Annotated in this window: 17 protein-coding genes; 5 read left to right on the top strand and 12 right to left on the bottom strand. The window is 62.7% G+C overall.

Annotation, left to right across the window (positions count from 1 at the left end; translation table 11 throughout):
- Window positions 1–71: 71 nt before the first annotated feature.
- Together FJW04_RS22550 and FJW04_RS22545 are read left to right on the top strand one after the other, a co-directional pair.
- The gene (locus FJW04_RS22550; protein ID WP_140716816.1) at window positions 72–749 is read left to right on the top strand and encodes an outer membrane protein; all 678 of its coding nucleotides are present in this window, start codon (window positions 72–74) and stop codon (window positions 747–749) included.
- Window positions 750–889: 140 nt separating this feature from the next.
- A complete protein-coding gene (locus FJW04_RS22545) occupies window positions 890–2,089 on the top strand; it encodes a DUF2865 domain-containing protein (protein ID WP_140716814.1) in 1,200 nt (399 codons plus the stop codon).
- On the opposite strand, the gene gltX is transcribed toward FJW04_RS22545, so the two are convergent.
- From gltX to FJW04_RS22515, 6 genes are all read right to left on the bottom strand, one after another.
- A complete protein-coding gene (gltX, locus tag FJW04_RS22540; protein WP_140716812.1) occupies window positions 2,007–3,380 on the bottom strand; it encodes a glutamate--tRNA ligase in 1,374 nt (457 codons plus the stop codon). The genes FJW04_RS22545 and gltX overlap by 83 nt on opposite strands.
- Before the next feature lie 177 nt (window positions 3,381–3,557).
- Window positions 3,558–4,868, bottom strand: a complete 1,311-nt coding sequence (locus FJW04_RS22535; RefSeq protein WP_246673963.1) for a hypothetical protein — start codon at window positions 4,866–4,868, stop codon at window positions 3,558–3,560.
- Window positions 4,869–4,930: 62 nt separating this feature from the next.
- Window positions 4,931–6,736 (bottom strand): ABC transporter ATP-binding protein, encoded by a 1,806-nt coding sequence (locus FJW04_RS22530; protein ID WP_140716810.1) that lies wholly within the window; start codon window positions 6,734–6,736, stop codon window positions 4,931–4,933.
- 386 nt (window positions 6,737–7,122) lie between these two features.
- The gene (locus FJW04_RS22525; protein WP_140716808.1) at window positions 7,123–7,539 is read right to left on the bottom strand and encodes a GNAT family N-acetyltransferase; all 417 of its coding nucleotides are present in this window, start codon (window positions 7,537–7,539) and stop codon (window positions 7,123–7,125) included.
- Between the two features lie 56 nt (window positions 7,540–7,595).
- Window positions 7,596–9,272: an NAD+ synthase gene (locus tag FJW04_RS22520; protein WP_015317653.1), complete on the bottom strand. Its 1,677-nt coding sequence runs from the start codon at window positions 9,270–9,272 to the stop codon at window positions 7,596–7,598.
- Between the two features lie 63 nt (window positions 9,273–9,335).
- Entirely contained in the window at window positions 9,336–10,052 is a 717-nt protein-coding gene (locus tag FJW04_RS22515; RefSeq protein ID WP_140716806.1) for a DNA-3-methyladenine glycosylase I, read from the bottom strand.
- Window positions 10,053–10,243: 191 nt separating this feature from the next.
- On the opposite strand from FJW04_RS22515, the gene FJW04_RS22510 reads away from it, so the two are divergent.
- A complete protein-coding gene (locus FJW04_RS22510) occupies window positions 10,244–10,804 on the top strand; it encodes a DUF1003 domain-containing protein (protein WP_140716804.1) in 561 nt (186 codons plus the stop codon).
- Window positions 10,801–11,388 carry a DedA family protein gene (locus FJW04_RS22505; RefSeq protein ID WP_140716802.1) on the top strand — a complete coding sequence of 196 codons (588 nt, stop codon included), beginning with the start codon at window positions 10,801–10,803 and terminating at the stop codon, window positions 11,386–11,388. Before FJW04_RS22510 ends, FJW04_RS22505 begins: the two co-directional genes overlap by 4 nt.
- A gap of 3 nt (window positions 11,389–11,391) precedes the next feature.
- On the opposite strand, the gene FJW04_RS22500 is transcribed toward FJW04_RS22505, so the two are convergent.
- From FJW04_RS22500 to FJW04_RS22490, 3 genes are all read right to left on the bottom strand, one after another.
- A complete protein-coding gene (locus FJW04_RS22500; RefSeq protein WP_140716800.1) occupies window positions 11,392–11,979 on the bottom strand; it encodes a hemerythrin domain-containing protein in 588 nt (195 codons plus the stop codon).
- A gap of 40 nt (window positions 11,980–12,019) precedes the next feature.
- Window positions 12,020–12,379, bottom strand: coding sequence for a diacylglycerol kinase (locus FJW04_RS22495; RefSeq protein WP_015317648.1), 360 nt, complete (start codon window positions 12,377–12,379; stop codon window positions 12,020–12,022).
- Window positions 12,380–12,457: 78 nt separating this feature from the next.
- Entirely contained in the window at window positions 12,458–12,874 is a 417-nt protein-coding gene (locus FJW04_RS22490) for a GFA family protein (protein WP_140716798.1), read from the bottom strand.
- A gap of 387 nt (window positions 12,875–13,261) precedes the next feature.
- Here FJW04_RS22490 and FJW04_RS22485 point away from each other — a divergent pair, with 387 nt between their 5' ends.
- On the top strand, window positions 13,262–14,332 hold the full coding sequence (locus FJW04_RS22485; RefSeq protein ID WP_140716796.1) for a diguanylate cyclase: 1,071 nt from the start codon (window positions 13,262–13,264) through the stop codon (window positions 14,330–14,332).
- 114 nt (window positions 14,333–14,446) lie between these two features.
- Here the strand turns inward: FJW04_RS22485 and FJW04_RS22480 are convergent, their stop codons facing one another.
- From FJW04_RS22480 to FJW04_RS22470, 3 genes are all read right to left on the bottom strand, one after another.
- Window positions 14,447–15,820, bottom strand: coding sequence for a 3-deoxy-7-phosphoheptulonate synthase class II (locus FJW04_RS22480; RefSeq protein ID WP_140716794.1), 1,374 nt, complete (start codon window positions 15,818–15,820; stop codon window positions 14,447–14,449).
- A gap of 159 nt (window positions 15,821–15,979) precedes the next feature.
- Complete coding sequence (mfd, locus tag FJW04_RS22475) at window positions 15,980–19,477, bottom strand: transcription-repair coupling factor (RefSeq protein WP_140716792.1); 3,498 nt, start codon at window positions 19,475–19,477, stop codon at window positions 15,980–15,982.
- 71 nt (window positions 19,478–19,548) lie between these two features.
- Window positions 19,549–19,836, bottom strand: a complete 288-nt coding sequence (locus FJW04_RS22470; RefSeq protein WP_140616224.1) for a succinate dehydrogenase assembly factor 2 — start codon at window positions 19,834–19,836, stop codon at window positions 19,549–19,551.
- Window positions 19,837–19,908 lie beyond the last annotated feature (72 nt).

Below are 19,908 nucleotides of genomic sequence, written 5' to 3'. Positions count from 1 at the left end.
GACGAATGCGGATTTCTCGGACCGGGTCAATTTGATATGGTCACACCGTCTGATCGGGCGGTGAAAATGTCATGAGAGCCCTGTTGCTCGCTTCGGCAATGCTGACTGTGATTGGCGGACAGGCGTTCGCCGCCGACGCCGTCGGGCTGGAGTCGGCCGCGCATGACTGGTCCGGCGTGTATGTCGGCGGGCATCTTGGCTATGGTTTTGGCAGCACCGACGCGACTTACAACGTGCCAAACACGCCAGCGATCCGGGGCACGCAGGACTACGACGTCGACGGCTTTCTGGGCGGTGTCCAGATCGGCTACGATTACCAGGTCAATTCCGCGGTTCTGGGGATCGAGGCCGATATTTCGGGCGCAGACATCAAGGGGCATTCCGACGAGGTCAATGTCGGCGGAGGCGATGTCTACGACACCAAGGTGGATTGGTTCGGATCGATGCGCGCCAGGGCAGGCTATGCGTTCGGCAGCACCCTTGTCTACGGGACCGGGGGCCTCGCTATCGGAGGTGTCGAGAACCAGTATCTCGATGGCCCGGCCGACAGCTATTCCGAAAAGAACACCAAAATTGGCTGGACGATTGGCGCCGGGCTGGAGCAGGCAATCACCGATCATTGGTCGGCAAATGCCGAATACCGATATGTCGACCTGCGGGATCAGACGATCAATTACGCGCCCAACTCCAATACGACTTTCGACAACACGTTCAGTACGGTCAGGATCGGGATGAACTACAAGTTCTGATGGCCCACCCTGCCATTGCCGGACTGATTGGCACATAGAATGCGCGCGGCTTTCAGCCGGCAACTAAGCAACTTCCGAAATGGACGATTAACCGCGAACGGGGTAGCCTTGGCGACCACAGGCAAGCGGGATCGAGGCGGATGGCGAGCGGAGGTTTGAAGCAGGCGCATGCTGCCGTGCTGCTTGGCCTTCTGCTGTCCGGCGCCGTGGTCAGCGAGCCGCAGGCCGCTTCGCGGGTCTGCCGTCAACTGGAGGCCGAGCTCGCCGCGGCTTCGCGTGGCGGCGGCGGTCCGGCAATGATCCGCAAATACGATGCGGCCATCGACCGGCAGCGCGAACAGATCTCCAAGGCCCGCAGCCAGGCGGACAATGCCGGTTGCGGGTTTTCACTATTTTCCCGCAACATCAACCGGTGTGCCGGGCTCAACGCCACCATCGAGCGCATGAGCGCCAATCTCAACAGTCTGCAGGCCAAGCGCGCCCAACTCGCCGGCGGCAGTTCACGCCGCGACCGGGGCCGTATCCTGGCGGCGCTCGATGCCAATGACTGTCGTGACGATGCGGTTGCGCCGCGCCGCGAGCCTCCGCTGGAAGCGAATCGTGAAGATGGAGGCAATGCCAATCTCTTCGACCAGCTTTTCGGCGGCGACGACCGCCAGATCGATACATTGGACCAGCCTGACGATTCCGGGGAGGAACGCGATGTCGGCCGCGTCCTGAACCAGCCCGGCAGTCCGGACGTTGCGAGCAGCGGCGGCGAGTTCCACACCAGTTGCGTGCGCACTTGCGACGGCTATTTCTTCCCCATGTCGAATGCCGCCTCGGCCGGCGATTTCGAGCGCGACCAGAAGAATTGCGAATCGGCCTGCCCCGGCACCGAGATGCAGGTCTTCTATTCGCGCGGCATGGACGATGATTCGGCATCGATGATGTCATCGGCCACCGGCAGGCCCTACGGCGAATTGCCGACCGCCTATCTCTACAAGCAGCCCGACATGTCGCGGCCGCCCGCGTGCGGCTGCAACGCCGCGCAGAATTTCCAGATCATTGGCGGCAACTCGCCAAGCCCCCAACAGTCACAGCCCGAACCGGAAGCGGCACCGCTCGTTCCGGTGCCGGCCTTAAAGCCCGATCCGGGTGCCGACCCGGAGACCCTGGCCAACAGGGACGGCGGGCTCGACCGTGAGGCCATCAAGCGCCTCTCGGCCAAGCCTGTGACATCGCCGGTTTCTGCCGTGCCTCCGGACCAGCGCAAGGTCAGGGTCGTCGGGCCAACGTTCCTTCCCGACCCATCAGGGGCAATAGATCTGCAAGCTCCGGCCCCGAAGGCAGTCCAGTAAGGGCAAGCCTGAGCGGCATGAACAGCGCCTTGCCCTTGCGGCCGGTCGCTTCCCTGATCTTGCCGGTCCAATCCTTCCAGATCGTCCCGTTCCACGGCTCCTCAGGCAGGAGATCGAGCGCCTGGTGCAGAAAATCGCGGTCGTCGTCGGAAAAGTCGGGCTTCTCCCGCGGCCCTTCGCGCAGAACGCGCCACCAGGCAACCGCATCCGCCAGCCGGTCAAGATTGCCGCGCACCGCCAGCCAGAATGGTTCGGCCTGTTCGCCGGAAATACCCAGCACCATCAGCCGGTCCCGCGCCTCGTCGAACGGCATGTGATGCAGCAGCACCCGGTTGAGCACGAACAATTCGGCCGGATCGAACTTGGAGGACGATTTCGAGGTCGCGGCCGGGTCGAAATGGCCGGCGAGTTCGGTCAGGTCATGCGCGGCCGCGACATTCTCCGACGTGCCGACCAGTACGGCCAGCGAAGCGACGGCCATCGGCTCGATGCCGTCTTCACGCAGGCTCTCGATGGAAAGTGCGCCGGTGCGCTTCGACAGCCCCTCGCCCGAGACGGTGGTCAGGAGATTGTGGTGGCCGAAGACGGGCGGCTCGGCACCCAGCGCCTTGAACAGGGCGATTTGCACGCCGGTGTTCGTGACATGATCGTCGCCGCGGATGACATGGCTGACACCCATCTCCATGTCATCGACGACGGAGGGCAGCGTGTAGAGATAGGTGCCGTCCTCACGCACCAGCACCGGATCGGACAGCGAGGCCAGATCCACCATCTCCTCGCCACGCACCAAATCGTCCCAGCTGATCTCGGTGCGCTCCGGCTGCAGCGGATCGCCGGAGAAATTGGGCAGCAGGAAACGCCAGTGGGGCCGGCGTCCATCGGCCTGATATTCGGCCACCTGCTCTGTCGTCAGCGCCAATGCCTCGCGGCCATAGACCGGCGGCAGGCCCCGCGTGCGGCGCACCTTGCGCCTGAGATCGAGTTCTTCCGGCGTTTCGTAGCAGGCGTAAAGAACGCCCGCCGTCTTCAGCCGCTCCACCGCCGCGTCATAGATTTCGAAGCGCCGCGACTGATACTCGGTGGCATCCGGGAAAATGCCCAGCCAGTGCAGGTCGTAAAGGATGGCGTCGGCGAATTCCTGCTTCGAGCGGGCGATGTCGGTGTCGTCGAAGCGCTGGATGAAGCGGCCCTTGTTGTTGAGGGCAAACAGCCAGTTGAACAGAGCGGTGCGCGCATTGCCGATGTGGATGCGGCCGGTCGGTGACGGGGCGAAACGAACGGTAACTGTCATGAGCGGGGCGTACCGGATGCCTTTATGATTGACAAGATGCGCCCCCGCGCTGTGCCGCAGACATAGAACATGGCGGCTGGAATGAAAAGACCGGGCCGGCACGCCTCAGCTGGCGCAAGACCCCGCCGTGAGAGGGCAAGCGGCCAGCGGAGCCGACGAACAGGTGGTTGACGACGATCAGCGGCCGAAGTCGTCTGAACTCAGGCGGGTCCAGCGGTCGCCCATCAAGCCGCCGATAGCGATGTCGCCGGAGCGGACCGCTTGCGTGACCTCGGCGATTCGCGAGCGGACCATCGTTCCGCCGGCATAGCGGAAGAAGACATTCCTGTAGCCGAAGAGGTGAGGCATGAACTTGTCCTGGGTCTGCCCGGTGATGCCTGCGCAGCCCATATCCCGCGCTGCCGCGACGAGGCCGTCCAGCGTCGCGCCCCAGTGGTGTCCGGAAGCCTGGATTTGCAGCAGGACCGCCATGTCTCCGACTCGGCCGTAAAAGGCATAGCAACCGAGCATTTTGCCTGTCTCATCGTAAGTCCCGCCGAAATGAAGTGGTCCGTCGGCCCGCTTCTCGGCCGCCAGCGCGAGCAGCCGCGGCAGTTCGCCGTCCTTCCAACTCGGCCGAAGAGCGTAATCGGAGAGAAGGGTCGGCAGCCGCTCGGCAAACTGCGCGGCATTGATCGGCTCGGCATGGACCCGATGCGACGATGAAGGCTGGAAAGGCGATCCGAACCTTCGCTTCGCGACAGCGTCGAATGCTCTCGCGCAGGGATCGAGTGCCAAGCGAGGCAGGCCGGGCCATTTACGGTGCAGCGCGGCGGCGGCCATCGCGGCTGGCCGCAAGATGCAGGTCCATCCCAGGCAGTGGACCGGCAGGAGCTGGTATTTCATCGGTCGCGCGAAGGCCAGGGAGACCCGGTTGGCCGAATCCGTCAGTTGCAGATCGAATTCGCCTTGGTGCAAGGCGCGCAGCAATTGCGGTCCTGCCGAGCCATCGTCGGCGCCGGTGTCGGCCATGAACGGACCGACGATCGCCGCATTCAATCCAGCGCCGTTGAACTCGTAACGGGCTTTCAGGACGCCGAGGAACCCGCCCAGATCCCCCTGCCGGTTGATCTGGACAAGAGCGCTGCTCGCACCGGACAGGCCGGCGGGGTCAAGATAGATCTTTCTCATGTATTCGGCCGTCTCCTCGATAGCGCGATCGAGGAGGTGACGGCGGCGGCGGCGAAACTTCGTCAGGAAGAGTGCCGCGACGCGCTCGAGATCTTCGGCGGCGAGTGGCCGAACCGAGCCGTGCTGGGAGTCCAGCACCGACGGGGCCGTCACCTTTTGCGCGCCGGCATTTGCGGAAACGAGATGCATCGTAAACACCGAACAGGTTGCTTTTACAGAGTACAGCAACCAAAAGTGGAAACAACGAATCTCGGCCGGTAACGTAAACAGACGTCCGCACTTGGGACTTTGGCTTCGCGCTGCGATTGCGAGCGCCACATGGCTCGCCGGCTTATGGCAACCGATAGAGGTGGCCCCCGGCAGCCGGAGGCCACCTCGGATCACATCACGAGGCCCTTGGTAAGTTCCAGCGCCTGGCGCTCGAACAGGCGGCGGTAGATGCCGCCCTTCAGCCGGATCAACTCGTCATGCGAGCCTTCCTCGACGATCTTGCCGCGATCGAAGACCAGCAGTCTGTCGAGCGCCCGCACCGTCGAAAGCCGATGCGCGATGACCAGTGTCGTGCGGCCGACCATCAGCCGTTCCATCGCCTGCTGGATGAGCACCTCCGATTCCGAATCGAGGCTCGACGTCGCCTCGTCCAGGATCAGGATGCGCGCATCGGCCAGGAAAGCGCGGGCGATCGCCACGCGCTGGCGCTCGCCGCCCGACAGTTTCACGCCACGTTCGCCGACCAGCGTCCCATAGCCCTTCGGCAGGCTGGTGATGAAGTCATGCGCGCTCGCCAGCCTGGCGGCATGCTCGATCTCCCCCTGCGTCGCGCTTGGCCTGGCATAGGCGATATTTTCGGCCAGCGACCGGTGGAACAGGATCGGTTCCTGCTGAACGATGGCGATCTGGCCGCGCAGCGACGCCTGGGCGACCTGTGAGATATCCTGGCCATCGATCACGATCTTTCCCGCATTCACGTCATAGAGCCGCTGGATGAGCTTGACGAATGTGGTCTTGCCCGAACCCGAGTGACCGACGAGGCCGACACGCTCGCCCGGCGCGATATCCACCGAAAAGTCACGGTAGAGCGGCGACCGGTGATTGCCGTAGTGAAAGGTGACGTTGTCGAAGGCGATGTGGCCCTGCGTGATGGCAATCGGTTCGGCGCCGGGCCTGTCTTCGATGCCGAGCGGTTCGGACTGGAAATCGACCAGTTCCTCCATGTCGTTGATCGAACGCTGCAAATTGCGGATATGCGTGCCGATATCGCGCAAATAGCCTTGCAGCACGAAGAACGAGGTCAGCACGAAAGCGACATCGCCGGCGCTCGCCTGCCCCCACGACCACAGCATCAGCGCCAGGCCGATCACGGCGGCCCGCATGACCAGCAGCAGCGCCCCTTGGGTGGTGCCGTTGATGGTGCCGCGCACCCAGGTGCGCCGCGTGCGCTCGCGCCATTTGGCGACCACCCTGGCGAGGCGGCGCTCTTCGCGCGTCTCGGCGCCAAAGCCCTTGACCACGGCATTGCAGCTGACCGCGTCGGCCAGCGAGCCGCCGAGGCGCGTGTCCCAGGTGTTCGCAAGCCTTGCCGCGGGCGCGACATAGCCAAGCGACAACATGGCCGTCACCGTGATGAACAGCAGGGAGCCGGCCGCGACGACCACGCCCATCAGCGGCCAGAACCAGCCGAGCAGCAGCGTCGAGCCGGCGAGCATGACCACCGACGGCAGCAGCGCGATCAGGATCGTGTCGTTGAGCAGGTCGAGCGCCCACATGCCGCGCGTCACCTTGCGCACCGTCGAGCCGGCAAACGAGTTGGCATGCCAGTCGGTCGAAAAGCGCTGAACGCGATGGAAGGCGTCGGCCGCGATGTCGGCCATCATCTTGAGTGTCAGCTCCACGATGCCCATGAAGGCAAGATTGCGCAACACGACGCCAGTCAGCGCCAGCGCCATCAAGAAGAAAAATGCCGTCATGGCGGCGTTCCAGGCAATGGCATCCGCTCCGGCGCTGCTGGCGACAGCATCGACCAGCCGACCGGAGTAGAGCGGCGTCAGCACGTCGGCCAGCGTCGACAGCAGGAAACCGCCAATAATGAGCGAGAGCCGCCAAGGCTGACGCCGCCAATGGGTAAGTGTGAAGCCAAGAACGCTGCGAAAGGCGCTCGCGCGCAAATCGATCTTGAAACGAGCCATGATGTCATTCGGGCGCAAAACGAGCCCGATCCCAAATAAAGGTCGAAGGTTGAAAAACCGCGCCGGGGCGAATTGCCCATGAATGCGGAGGTTCGGCTATGGTTGGTCGCCTGCCCAGGGGCGGCGACTGGCAGCGGCAAATGCCTTTTCTACGCCCGGTATGGTTCCGATACTTCGGAACACCGGCGCAGACCTAGGCCTCGCGGCCTCGCATAACGATGTCAAATCCTAGCATTCGGTCCTCCCTGAAGGGAATCGCGGAAAGGCTCTTATAGGGGTGCTTCGATTGCGCGCCAAGGCAAGCCATGGCCAAAAGCATCTCTGGCCCAGCCGATGAGGCGATTTTGCAACAGTCGCTATCCCCGCCTATCGCCGTCGCCCGTCGTTCACCCGGCATGCGGCGCACGATCGAGGCGCATGTATCGCCCATCCATCGATGCCTTGAAACCCAGCTTTTCATAGACCCCATGCGCGTCGCTGGTCGACAGGCTCCAATGCGAGACGGTGCTGAGTTCAGCATGGTCGATGAGTGTCCGCACCAGCCGCAAGCCGACGCCCTGCCCGCGATGCTCGGGCCAGACGATGATATCCGCGAGATAGGCGAATACCGTGCGGTCGGTGATCGCCCTGCCGAAACCGACCTGTTTGCCGGCGATGTAGGCGGCGGCGCAGAACGAGTTGGCAAAGGCCCGGCGATGGAACTCGTCGCTGCGTCCAGCTCCCCAGTAGCTTTCCATCAACAGGTCGGAGGTCGCACGAAAGTCGATCCGTGAGAGGTCGAAGCTGATTTCACAGTCAGGCATGCTGGTATCCCTATCCCGCCATGCCGCGTATTTTCGCCCAGCAGACGAACTGCGCTTCAGCCACGATCCCTGAAACGATTGGTGATGGGATAGCGGCGGTCGCGGCCAAAATTCTTCCTGGTGATCTTCACACCCGGTGCCGCCTGCCTGCGCTTGTACTCGGCGATGTAGAGCAGATGTTCGATGCGCGCCACCGTCGCCCGGTCATGGCCGCGCGAGACGATGTCGTCGACGCCCATCTCGTTCTCGACCAGGCATTCGAGGATGTCGTCCAGCACCGGATAGGGCGGCAGCGAATCCTGGTCGGTCTGGTTCTCGCGCAATTCGGCCGATGGCGCCTTGTCGATGATGTTCTTCGGGATCACCTCGCCCGAAGGCCCGAGCGCACCCGGCGGCACATGGCTGTTGCGCCAGCGCGAGAGCGCGTAGACCTGCATCTTGTAAAGGTCCTTGATCGGATTGAAGCCGCCATTCATGTCGCCGTAGAGCGTGGCGTAGCCGACCGACATCTCGCTCTTGTTGCCCGTAGTGACGACCATCGAGCCGAATTTGTTGGAGATCGCCATCAGGATGGTGCCGCGCGCGCGGCTCTGCAAATTCTCCTCGGTGATGCCTTCCTTGGTGCCTTCGAACAATTGCGTCAGCGCATGCAAAAAGCCTTCGACGGGCTCGAAGATCGGCACGATGTCATAGCGGCAGCCGAGGGCGCGGGCGCAGTCCTCGGCGTCCTTGAGGGAATCCTTCGAAGTGTAGCGATAAGGCATCATGACGGCACGCAGCCGTTCCTCGCCCAGCGCATCGACGGCCAATGCGGCACAGATCGCGGAATCGATGCCGCCGGAAAGGCCAAGCACCACATTCTTGAAGCCGTTCTTGTTGACGTAATCGCGCAGGCCGAGCATGCAGGCGCGGTAGTCGGCCTCCTCCTTGTCCGGGATTTTCGACATCGGTCCTTCCGAACAGACCCAGCCATCATCGGTACGTTTCCAGGTGGTGACGTCGACCGCATCCTCGAACTGACTCATCTGGAAGGCGAGCGTCTTGTCCGCCCCGATGGCGAAGGAGGCGCCGTCGAAGATCAGCTCGTCCTGGCCGCCGAGCTGGTTGGCATAGATCATCGGCAGGCCGCATTCGATGACTTGCTTGATCACGACCTGGTGGCGAACGTCGATCTTGGCGCGATAATAGGGCGACCCGTTCGGCACCAGCAGGATTTCCGCGCCGCTTTCGGCCAGCGTCTCGCAGACCGCGACGTCGCCCCAGATGTCCTCGCAGATCGGTATGCCGATGCGCACGCCGCGGAAGTTGACCGGTCCCTGGATCTCGGGCCCGGCCTGGAAGACGCGCTTCTCGTCGAATTCGCCGTAATTGGGCAGGTCGAGCTTGTAGCGTTCGGCGATGATCTTGCCGCCATCGGCGAAGACGATGGAATTATGCGTGCCGCTCTTGCGCTTCAGCGGCGTGCCGATGATGACGCCGGGACCGCCATCGGCGGTGTCCGCGGCAAAATCCTGTGCTGCCCGCTCGCATGCCTTGAGGAAGGCCGGCTTGAGCACCAGATCCTCCGGCGGATAGCCGGCGAGGAAAAGCTCGGTATAGAGCACGAGATCGGCGCCCTGGCGGGCGGCATCCGCCCTCGCCTCGCGCGCCTTGGCGAGGTTGCCGGCGACGTCGCCGACAGTCGGGTTGAGCTGGGCGATGGCGATACGCAGTATGTCGAGCTTCTTGGTCATGCTGCTGACTTAGCGCGGCGGAATTCACCTCGCAATGGCGTTCGTTTGGACCAATTCAGCCCGTCAATCGTCGCCCATATACTCGCGCAGCGATTGCGGAGAGTGGTTTTCGCCGATCGACATGGCCAGGATGCGCGAGAGATGCCGGCGCGGCAGCCCTGTCTCATCGGCCCATCGGTTGATCTGGACCTGGATCTTGTCGAGGTCCTTCTTCGATGTCGGGTTGTCCGCGATGTCGAGGCCCGCGTCGCGAAGGGCTGCCGCCATGTCGGCCGAAATGACGAAAGCATCCCAGCCCAGCCAGCGCAAGAAATACTGGCCGGTGTTGCCGCCGAGCCGGCTGCCATGCTTGCCGAGATAGGCCATCAGCCCGACCTGGTCATCGGCGGGCCATTCGGCGAGAAAATTGCCGAAGCCGCCATGTTCCCGGGACACGCGCTCGACGAAGGCGGCGTTGTCGCGAACGGACCTGATCTTCTGCGGATTGCGCACGATGCGCTGGTCCGAGGCCAGGTCGTGCCAGAAATCGTCGGGCTGGAACAAAAGCCGCTTCGGCTCGAAGCGCAGGAACGCTTCCTCGAAACCGGGCCATTTCTGCTCGATGACGCGCCAGACGAAACCGGCGGCGAAGACGCGCTCGGCCATGGTCGAGAGGATACGGTCGTCGGTGACGTTGGCCACCGCCGCATTGTCGGGTATCGGACCCAACAGCGAGGTCAGTTCCGCCTCACCGCCCTTGCGATTTGCCGCGCGAGCCCGAATTTTCTTGAAGTCGGCCATCGGTCCCCCTCGGTTCGCCTCAATCTAGCACTTCCCGCCCGGGCCGGCAGCCTCTACCTCTAATGCATGTCGCCCAAAAGTGACCTCGGTTTTGGGAAGACGACATGCATAAAAGCAAAAACCTAAAGCGCGTCGCCTCAATCCGCTTCGACGCGACGCGCTTTAGCGCAGCAAAGCGCTTGGAGACGGCCATGAACAAGACCATCGACGACCTGGCGAACCGTTGGCTGAAGCGGAAGCCGGATGGGCTGAGCCAGTTGGAAAACCGGGTGCTGCAAAGCACCATCGAGCGTACCACCGTCACCAGGGACACCAACAAGGCCGTCGCTTTCCACCAGACTTTTGGCGACCGCCTTGCCGATACGATCGCCCGCATCGGCGGCTCCTGGTCGTTCATCCTGACCTTCATCGCCTTCCTGATCGTGTGGACATCAGCCAATGTCTGGCTGTTGTCGCGCGATGCATTCGACCCCTACCCCTTCATCTTCCTCAACCTCGTCCTGTCGATGGTCGCCGCATTGCAGGCGCCGGTGATCATGATGGCGCAGAACCGCCAGACCGAACGCGACCGCATCGATGCCGCCCATGATTACGAGGTCAATCTGAAGGCCGAGATCGAGATCATGGCGCTGCATGAGAAGCTGGACGAACTGCGCCACAGCCAGATCATCGGCATGCGCGACGAAATCGTGCGGCTGGCCGAACTGGTCAAGCGGATCGACGAAAGACTGTCACAGCAGTCGGCCTCATGACCGAAGCGATCCACCATTTCATCGAGCAATACGGGTTGCTGGCGGTTTTTCTAGGCTGCGTGGCCGAAGGCGAAAGTGCCGCGATCCTGGGAGGCTTCTTCGCCCACCAGCATGTTTTCGTGCTGTGGCATGCCTTCGTCGCGGCAGCGCTGGGCGCCTTCGCTGGCGACACCTTTTTCTTCATCCTCGGCAGAAGTTTCGCCGACAATCGCCATGTCGTCAGGCTGCGCCGGCGGCCTGGCTTTCGCCGCGCCTACCGCCTGCTCAACACCCATCCCAACATCTTCGTGCTGTCGAACCGCTATGTCTACGGCATGCGCCTGGTCGGCGGCATCGCGGCCGGCCTTTCGACCATAGCGGCGCCGCGCTTCGTCATCCTCAACGCCATTTCCTCGGTCATCTGGGCGGTCCTGTTCAGCACGATCGGCTATGTCTTCGGATTGGGAGCCGAGCAGTTGATTGGCCAGGCGGTGATCCAGCACGAGCGGCTGTTCGTCGGGCTCGGCATCGGCCTTGCCGTGGCCGTGCTTGCCTGGTTTGTCGCCCGCCATGTCGCCAAGCGGGAGCGCGACAAGGAGTTTTGACCGTCAGTCGATGCCGAGCGCCTGGTCCCCCCGATCGAGGATGAGCGGGATGATCAGGTCCTCCTCATCGGCCAAATGCCGGGTCAGCATCGCGATCAGACGGTTGTTTTCGTCGGCATAGGCATCGGCGGCGAAGCGCTGCTTGTCCTCACTCTCCTGAAGTGTGCGGATGAAGGCGTTCGCCGCCTCGGCGTTGCGCTCCAATCCTTCATGGATGGTGTGGTGGTCGGCATCGAGAATCTCGAAACCGCGCTTCAGACGGGGCTCCGCCTTGGTGAAGGCCGGGAAATACTGGTAGTCCTCGACATTGTGGTGGCCGTCGAGATGCCCGAGAAAATGGTTGAGGCGCGGCGCGAACCAGCGCGCGAAATCGGGGGCCGTCAGTCTGCCTTCGCGATAGTTGCCAATGCCGCCGGTGAGCATGCCGCCGAGTTCGCGGAACATGTCGTGCCGCTGCAGCCACATATTGGCCATGCCGTGAATGTTGGCGTGAGCCTGCCAGTTTTCGCGGGGATATTTGTCGGCCAGCCAGCGCAGGTCGTCCGGCAGGCCCAGGCGTTCGAGAAGCGATGAATTCGTGACCTCTGCCATGACGGTCTCCTTTGGTGACCGTCATATAGGCATCAAAGCTTCAGATCGGCACCCCCGTTATGCGCTCGATGAGAGCGATGCCCCAGACGCCGCCGGCAATCACCACAGAAATCAGCACCGCCAGCGAGCCGCAATCCTTGGCGAGCTGGATATCGATATGGAATTCACGAGAAATTGCGTCGCACGCCGCCTCGATGCCCGTGTTCAGCACTTCGACCATGATCAAGAGGAGCACCGCGCCGATCAGCAGCGCGTAACCGCGCCAAGACACCGAAACGAACCAGCCAGCGGGCAAGGCCAGCACCAGCAGCATCAGTTCCTGCTGGAAAGCCTTCTCGCTAACCGCAAGCTTGCGAAATGCCCGCACCGAATTGATAAAAGCATCGATCAGCCGCTGCATGCCAAGGCCCCTCTCGGAATCACCGGCCCGGGATAAAGCAATGCCCCGATCAATGGAATAAGGCGGATCGTCCAAATTTCATTCGGCTACCGGTATGGCCGGTGTCGACTTTTCAAACTGCGGCAGCCCATCGTCGATCGAATAATAGTCGCCCTTGTCGCCGACGAAGATATGACATTCGCCCTCGAGCGCTGTCGGCTTGTCGAACGATCCCGCCATGACCGAGATATGGTCTTGGTCCATTGCCTTCCAGAACAGCAGCGACCCGCATGTCTTGCAAAAGCCGCGCTTGGCGAACCCGGACGCTTCATACCAAGTGATGCTTTCCGTGCCTTCGATCACGATGTCGGTATCGGCAACATTGGTCGCGGCATAGAAATGCCCGCTCTGTTTGCGGCATTGCGAACAATGGCAGTAGACGACGCCACGCAGTGCCCCACTTGTCCGGAAGCGGACCGCTCCGCACAGGCATGATCCCTGGTGACTCTCCCGCACTGGGTTTCTCCCCTAAACTGTAGTCTGACGAAGGCACCAGCATTCCAGCTTTGCGGCCGTCATGCGTAAGCAATTGCGACATCTGTTGTTGTGGAAAATCCGAAGTTCAGTTTCGCTCAGCCGCGAATTTGCATGCAACGCCGCCAATCAGCGCTGCCTGGAGGTTGATAGTCTGGTTGGACGCATGCAGCCTGATGTAGCGAAAAGGCGTGAGTTCTGCCGATTAAGGAAACTTTAGCGCTACTGCATCTATGGTGATCTCCATCGAAGGTCGCGTGTGGGGACGCGCCTTTTCGTGTGTCGGCTTCGAATGGGTGGCGTCCCCGCGTCAGCGATGATGGATATGCGCCAAGTTCAGGCGCGTTCCCAAGGGAAGAGCGAACAACCATGCAGCCGGCGGCCACCCAGACCGAACGAAACACTGAGATCGCAAGCACAGTCGTGGCCACCATGCGCCAGCTTGGCGTGCTCGGCCTGCCGCGCAACTACGAGATCTTCTATGAGGCCCTGAGCGGCACCAACCGCGAGCTCGGTCTTGCCGTCTTGTCGCTGAGCAGCCGGCCGACGCAGGATGAGCTGGATCAGATCGGGCGCGCTTTCTTTGCCCATAATCATGGCCCCGGCATCATCGAGCATGCCCGGGACGTCATCGCCAAGGAGCTTGAGGAGGTCGCGTCGCTTCTGCGCAGCGAGCGCAGCCATATCGAAAAATACGGCAGGATCCTCGACGAGACATCCAGTGGCCTGAGCAACCGCAGCCTTCTCTCCCAGGATCTTCTGCAAAAGATCGCCAACGCAATGACGATCGCAACCAATTCGACGATCGATCACGGCCGGCAGGTCGCCTCGACGCTTAGCGACAAGACGGCGGAGCTTGAGAGCGTCAAGTCGAAGCTCGAGGAATACAAGCGGCTGGCCGATACGGATCCGTTGACCCAGATCTGGAATCGTCGCGCTTTCGACAAGGAAATCACCAGGATCTACAACAGCAACAAGGGTATTCTGTTCAATGCCCTTGTCCTTGTCGACATCGACCGGTTCAAGGACATTAATGACCGCTATGGCCATCCTGTCGGCGACAAGATCATCCAGATCATCGCCGAGATTTTGCAGACCAGCATCCGCGGCGACATGTTCGTCGCCCGAACCGGCGGCGAGGAGTTCGCGCTGATCATCGAGGGCGCCAGCGAGGACGCAACCTACGAGATCGCGGAACGCATTCGCGCCCTGGTCGAGCAGACGCCGTTCACCAGCAGCCAGACCGGCATGAATTACGGCACCGTGACGGTATCGATGGGCATCTGCATGGCATCAGAGGCCGAAGGCCCCGAAGACCTCTACACCAAGGCGGATCGGGCGCTCTACCGCTCCAAGGTCAGCGGGCGCAACCGCGTCACCAGGCATTCAGCCATGGCAGGGCGCGCCAGCAAAAGCTGGCTGCTTTACAAGAAAGACTGAGGCTTTCGCTTTTGCCGGTTGCGCCGACACGGTCGGAAGCACAAACCGAAGTTGCAATAAAAAAGGCGCCGGTTTCCCAGGCGCCTTTCCTTTATCGGTTCCAATTGGCCGAGATCAGCCGTTGACCGCTTGCTTGTGCTGCACCGGATGGCTCTTCTTCAAGAGGTCCGAGACCAGGAAGGCCAGTTCGATCGCCTGGTCGGCGTTGAGACGCGGATCGCAATGGGTGTGATAGCGGTCCTGCAACTCCTCGGCGGTGATGGCACGGGCGCCACCGGTGCATTCGGTGACGTTCTTGCCGGTCATCTCGACATGGATGCCGCCCGGATGCGTGCCTTCGGCGCGGTGCACCTCGAAGAAGGTCTGCACCTCCTTCAGGATGCGGTCGAAGGGCCGTGTCTTGTAGCCGGCCGCCTCGATCGTGTTGCCATGCATCGGATCCGACGACCAGACCACGCTGCGGCCCTCCTTCTGCACAGCGCGCACCAGCTTCGGCAAATGGTCGGCAACCTTGTCCGAACCGAAGCGGGCGATCAGCGTCAGCCGCCCCGGCTCGTTCTCGGGGTTCAGCAGGTCGATCAGTTCCAGGAGGCCGTCCGGCGTCAGCGACGGACCGCATTTCAGGCCGAGCGGGTTCTTGATGCCGCGGCAATATTCGACATGGGCGTGGTCGGGTTGACGCGTGCGGTCGCCGATCCAGATCATGTGACCCGACGTGGCGTACCAGTCGCCCGAGGTCGAATCGACACGGGTCAGCGCCTCCTCGTAGCCGAGCAGCAGGGCCTCGTGGCTGGTGTAGAAGTCGGTTTCGCGCAGCGCGAAATTGGTTTCGGACGTAATGCCGACCGCGCGCATGAAATCCATCGTCTCGGTGATGCGGTTGGCAAGCGACTCGTATTTCTCGCCCTGCGGGCTGTCGGAGACGAAGCCGAGCATCCAGCGATGCACATTCTCCAGGCTGGCATAACCGCCCTGCGCGAAGGCACGCAGGAGGTTGAGCGTGGCCGCCGACTGGCGGTAGGCCATTTCCTGGCGGGCGGGATCGGGAATGCGCGACTTCTGGTCGAACTCGATGCCGTTGATGATGTCGCCGCGATAGCTCGGCAGCGTCACCTCGCCCTTGGTCTCGTTGTCGGACGAGCGCGGCTTGGCGAACTGGCCGGCGACACGGCCAACCTTCACCACGGGCTGCGCACCGGCGAAGGTCAGCACCACGGACATCTGCAGGAAGACGCGGAAGAAGTCGCGTATGTTGTCGGCGCCATGCTCGGCAAAACTCTCCGCGCAATCACCACCCTGGAGCAGGAAGGCTTCGCCGGCGGCAACCGCCGCCAACTGCTTCTTCAGCTTGCGCGCCTCGCCGGCAAAGACCAGCGGCGGGAAGGTGGCGAGTTGGGCTTCCGTGTTCTTCAGCGCGGCAAGGTCCGGATAGGCGGGAACTTGCTTGATCGGCTTTGCTCTCCACGAATTCGGCGACCATTTCATCATCGTTGCACCCAAACGCTCTTTCCAGCGGACACCCTCGCCCGCCATTTCCCGCCCCAAACTGGGGTGGCGGCTCCATACACGAAGCCGATTTCCTATTCTAGACCGGAATTTCGGTGCTGGCGAATGGCTGACGCGCCCTGGACGGCCCGAAAGGCGAGATCAGGCTGCCTTCTCCACCAGTCGCGCCAGCTGCGTCATGACCACGGCCGAGCCCGCCAGACGCTTCTCCGCCGTCGGCCAGTCGCGGATGAAGACCACGCTATGGTCGGCCCTGATCTTGGCCAGCGAACCCTGCTCGCCAATATACTTGACCAGCCCGACCGGGTTCGAGAACTCGCGCTTGCGGAAATGGATGACGATACCCTTCGGCCCGGCATCGAGCTTCTCGACATTGGCCTTGCGGCACAGCGCCTTGATGAAGACGATCTTGAGGAGATGTTTCACTTCCTCCGGCAACGGGCCGAAACGGTCGATCAGTTCGGCGCCGAAGGCGTCGATCTCCTCGGTGTTTTCGAGATCGCCGAGACGGCGGTAAAGCGCCAGCCTGAGCTGTAGGTCCGGCACGTAGCCTTCCGGGATCATCACCGCCGTGCCGACGGCGATCTGCGGCGACCATCCGCCATCCTGCACCTCGCCGGAATCCTTCACCTCGGCGACCGCTTCCTCCAGCATCTGCTGGTAGAGCTCGAAACCGACCTCCTTGATGTGCCCGGACTGTTCCTCCCCCAGCAGGTTGCCGGCGCCCCTGATATCCAGGTCATGGCTGGCGAGCTGGAAACCGGCGCCGAGCGTGTCGAGCGACTGCAGTACCTTCAGACGGCGCTCGGCAGTGTCGGTGAGCTTGCGGTTGGCCGGCAGGGTGAACAGCGCATAGGCGCGCACCTTCGAGCGCCCGACGCGGCCGCGCAACTGATAGAGCTGCGACAGGCCGAACATGTCGGCGCGGTGGATGATCAGCGTGTTTGCGGTCGGGATGTCGAGTCCGGATTCGACGATGGTCGTCGACAAAAGCACATCGTACTGGCCGTCGTAGAACGCGTTCATGATGTCGTCGAGTTCGCCCGGTGGCATCTGCCCATGCGCCACCGCTACCTTCAGCTCAGGAACAGATTCCTTCAGGAAATCATGGATTTCCGCCAGATCGCTGATACGCGGAACGACATAGAAGGAATGGCCCCCTCGGTAGCGCTCGCGCAACAACGTCTCGCGAATGACCAGCGGGTCGAAGGGCGAGATGAAGGTGCGCACCGCCATGCGGTCGACCGGTGGCGTGGCGATCAGCGACAGTTCGCGCACGCCCGTCAGCGCCAGTTGCAGCGTGCGCGGGATCGGCGTCGCCGACAGGGTCAGAACATGGACGTCGGTCTTCAGGTCCTTCAGCCGTTCCTTATGCTTGACGCCAAAATGCTGCTCCTCGTCGATGATCAGCAGGCCGAGATTCTTGAACGAAATCGCGGAGCCCAGCAGCGCATGGGTGCCGATAACGATATCGACCTGCCCTTCGGCAATGCCCTTCTTGGTCTCCGCTAATTCCTTTGAGCCCACCAGCCGTGACGCCTGGGCGACACGGATGGGAAGCCCTGAGAAACGCTGCGAGAATGTCTTGAAATGCTGACGCGACAACAGGGTCGTCGGCACCACCACCGCGACCTGAAACCCTTCCATCGCCGCGATAAAGGCGGCGCGCAGCGCCACTTCGGTCTTGCCGAAGCCGACATCGCCGCAGATCAGCCGGTCCATCGGCCTGCCCGCGCCGAGATCGTCACGTACCGAGTCGATGGCCGTCTGCTGGTCGTCGGTTTCCTCGTAAGGGAACCGGGCGGCGAACTCGTCATAGAGGCCTTCGGCCGGCACCAGGGCCGGTGCGGCCCGCATCTGCCGCTCGGCGGCGATGCGGATCAGTTGTCCGGCCATGTCGAGCAGGCGCCGCTTCAGCTTCGCCTTGCGCGACTGCCAGGCGCCGCCGCCCAGCTTGTCCAGCGTCGCTTCGGCCGTGTCGGAGCCATAGCGCGACAGCAGCTCGATGTTTTCCACCGGCAGGAACAGCCGGTCGTCGCCGGCATAGTGGATTTCCAGGCAGTCATGCGGCGCGCCAACCGCCTCAATGGTGCGCAGGCCGATGAAACGACCAATGCCATGGTCGGCATGGACGACAATATCGCCGGCCGACAAGGCCGAGGCTTCGGCAATGAAGTCGGACGCGCGCTTCTTGCGCTTCGAACGCCGGATCAGCCGGTCGCCCAGAATGTCCTGTTCGGCGACGACAACCAGCTTTTCAGTCTCGAAGCCGGATTCCAGTGGCAAAACCGCCAATGCGGCCTGTCCGGGCTCGAGCTGTTCGGCCTCCGCCAGCGTCTCGACCTGCTTAAGATTGCCGAGATGGTGCTCGGCCAGGATCTGGCCAAGGCGGTCGAGCGAGCCCTCGGTCCAGCCAGCGATAATGACGCGGCGGCGCGCCGCGCGCTCGTCGGCTATGTGCCGGACGACGACATCGAAGACATTGACGTTCGGATCGGCTCGCTCCTCGACGAAGCTGCGGCCATGGCGCGAGCCGGCGTGGAAGACTTTCTTGCTCCCCAGGTCCGGCGCGTCGAACACGCTAAAGTCGATGTCTTCGCGCTCGCCAAGCGAAGCCTTCAAATTCTCCGGCGAGAGATAGAGCAGATCCGGCGCCACCGGCTTGTAGGGGACCGCATCCTTGAGCGCCGCGTCAGCCTGCTTTTTGCGCGCCTCGTAGTGATCGAGGATCAGCGTATGGCGCTCGGCCAGCGCCTCATGTGCCAGATGGTCGAAAACCACGGGTGCGTCGTGCAGGTAATCGAACACCGTCTCCAGTCGCTCGTAGAAGAACGGCAGCCAATGCTCCATGCCCGCGAAGCGCCGGCCCTCGCTGACCGCCGCATAGAGGCCGTCGTCACGCTGGGGCGCGCCGAAAGCCTCGATATAAGAGCGGCGGAAGCGGCTGATGGTTTCGGGCGTCAGCGCCACCTCGCTCATCGCCTGAAGCGCCATCGACTTGCGCTGGCCGGTGGTGCGCTGCGTGGCGGCATCGAAGACGCGGATCGATTCCAGCGTGTCGCCGAAGAAATCAAGCCTCAGCGCCTCGCTCCAGCCGGGCGCAAAGAGGTCGAGAATGCCGCCGCGCACCGCGAATTCGCCGATGCCGCGCACGGTCGGCACCCGCTCGAATCCCGACGTCTCCAGCCGCGCGATCAGCGCATTCATGTCGATCTGGTTGCCGGGCCTGGCGTGGAAGGTTTGGGCCTCGACAAGCTCCGCGGGCGGAATGCGCTGCAGCAGCGCATTGGCGGTGGTGAGAATTACGGCACGGTGCGGTTTCTTCGCCAGTGCGATCATGGCGGTCAGCGCATCGAGGCGCTTGGCGGCGGCATCCGAACCGGGCGAGACACGGTCGTATGGCAGGCAGTCCCAGGCAGGCAGTTCTAGCACAGGCAGGCCCGGCGCGACGAAGGACAGCGCCTCGATGATCGAAGGCAGGCGCTGGCCGTCGCGGGCCACGAACAGCACCGGCTTGTCGGGCGCGATCTCGAGCGCCGTCTGCACCAGCGCGAAAGCCTCGTAGCCGTCCGCGACACCGTCGACGATGAACTGGCCGGCGCGGCCCTTCGGCAAGCCAATGGTGGGAATGAGAGCCATCAAATCACGGTCTTGTTTGTCGCAATTCCCATGGGAAAACCGCTGCGCACTTTTCCTGGAATTGCTTGTGTTCAGAAAGTCATGGTCCGGCGGGACGCCAGGATTTTTTGCAGGACGGCACAGTCGATCTCCGCCGGCACCGGGCGTTCGCCCGTAACCAGCGGCAGGAATTCCGTGTCGGCAATATCGAGGAGCCTCTCATATTGGTCGATTTCCTCGGTGGTCAAGGTGCCGATCTCGGCATCGGCGAAGGTGCCGAGGATGAGGTCCATCTCGCGCATGCCGCGATGCCAGGAACGGAACAACAGCTTGCGGCGATGGGCGTCCAGCCCCTCGCTTGATCGTTTCGTTCCGGTCATTGTGCCGCATCCTCGCTTCAAGCGGCGCATATAGCGTGGATAGTGGGCGCTGTCAGCCTTGCGCTGCGGCCG

Source organism: Mesorhizobium sp. B2-7-3 (assembly GCF_006440715.1).
Classification (GTDB): Bacteria; Pseudomonadota; Alphaproteobacteria; order Rhizobiales; family Rhizobiaceae; genus Mesorhizobium; species Mesorhizobium australicum.
This window is presented reverse-complemented; position numbering and strand designations above follow the sequence as displayed.

Bases quoted from the DNA above. Each gene is read 5' to 3' on its own strand.
- FJW04_RS22550 (WP_140716816.1), top strand. From the start codon at position 72: ATGAGAGCCCTGTTGCTCGCTTCGGCAATGCTGACTGTGATTGGCGGA.
- FJW04_RS22545 (WP_140716814.1), top strand. From the start codon at position 890: ATGGCGAGCGGAGGTTTGAAGCAGGCGCATGCTGCCGTGCTGCTTGGC.
- gltX (WP_140716812.1), bottom strand. From the start codon at position 3,380: ATGACAGTTACCGTTCGTTTCGCCCCGTCACCGACCGGCCGCATCCAC.
- FJW04_RS22530 (WP_140716810.1), bottom strand. From the start codon at position 6,736: ATGGCTCGTTTCAAGATCGATTTGCGCGCGAGCGCCTTTCGCAGCGTT.
- FJW04_RS22525 (WP_140716808.1), bottom strand. From the start codon at position 7,539: ATGCCTGACTGTGAAATCAGCTTCGACCTCTCACGGATCGACTTTCGT.
- FJW04_RS22520 (WP_015317653.1), bottom strand. From the start codon at position 9,272: ATGACCAAGAAGCTCGACATACTGCGTATCGCCATCGCCCAGCTCAAC.
- FJW04_RS22515 (WP_140716806.1), bottom strand. From the start codon at position 10,052: ATGGCCGACTTCAAGAAAATTCGGGCTCGCGCGGCAAATCGCAAGGGC.
- FJW04_RS22510 (WP_140716804.1), top strand. From the start codon at position 10,244: ATGAACAAGACCATCGACGACCTGGCGAACCGTTGGCTGAAGCGGAAG.
- FJW04_RS22505 (WP_140716802.1), top strand. From the start codon at position 10,801: ATGACCGAAGCGATCCACCATTTCATCGAGCAATACGGGTTGCTGGCG.
- FJW04_RS22500 (WP_140716800.1), bottom strand. From the start codon at position 11,979: ATGGCAGAGGTCACGAATTCATCGCTTCTCGAACGCCTGGGCCTGCCG.
- FJW04_RS22495 (WP_015317648.1), bottom strand. From the start codon at position 12,379: ATGCAGCGGCTGATCGATGCTTTTATCAATTCGGTGCGGGCATTTCGC.
- FJW04_RS22485 (WP_140716796.1), top strand. From the start codon at position 13,262: ATGCAGCCGGCGGCCACCCAGACCGAACGAAACACTGAGATCGCAAGC.
- FJW04_RS22480 (WP_140716794.1), bottom strand. From the start codon at position 15,820: ATGATGAAATGGTCGCCGAATTCGTGGAGAGCAAAGCCGATCAAGCAA.
- mfd (WP_140716792.1), bottom strand. From the start codon at position 19,477: ATGGCTCTCATTCCCACCATTGGCTTGCCGAAGGGCCGCGCCGGCCAG.
- FJW04_RS22470 (WP_140616224.1), bottom strand. From the start codon at position 19,836: ATGACCGGAACGAAACGATCAAGCGAGGGGCTGGACGCCCATCGCCGC.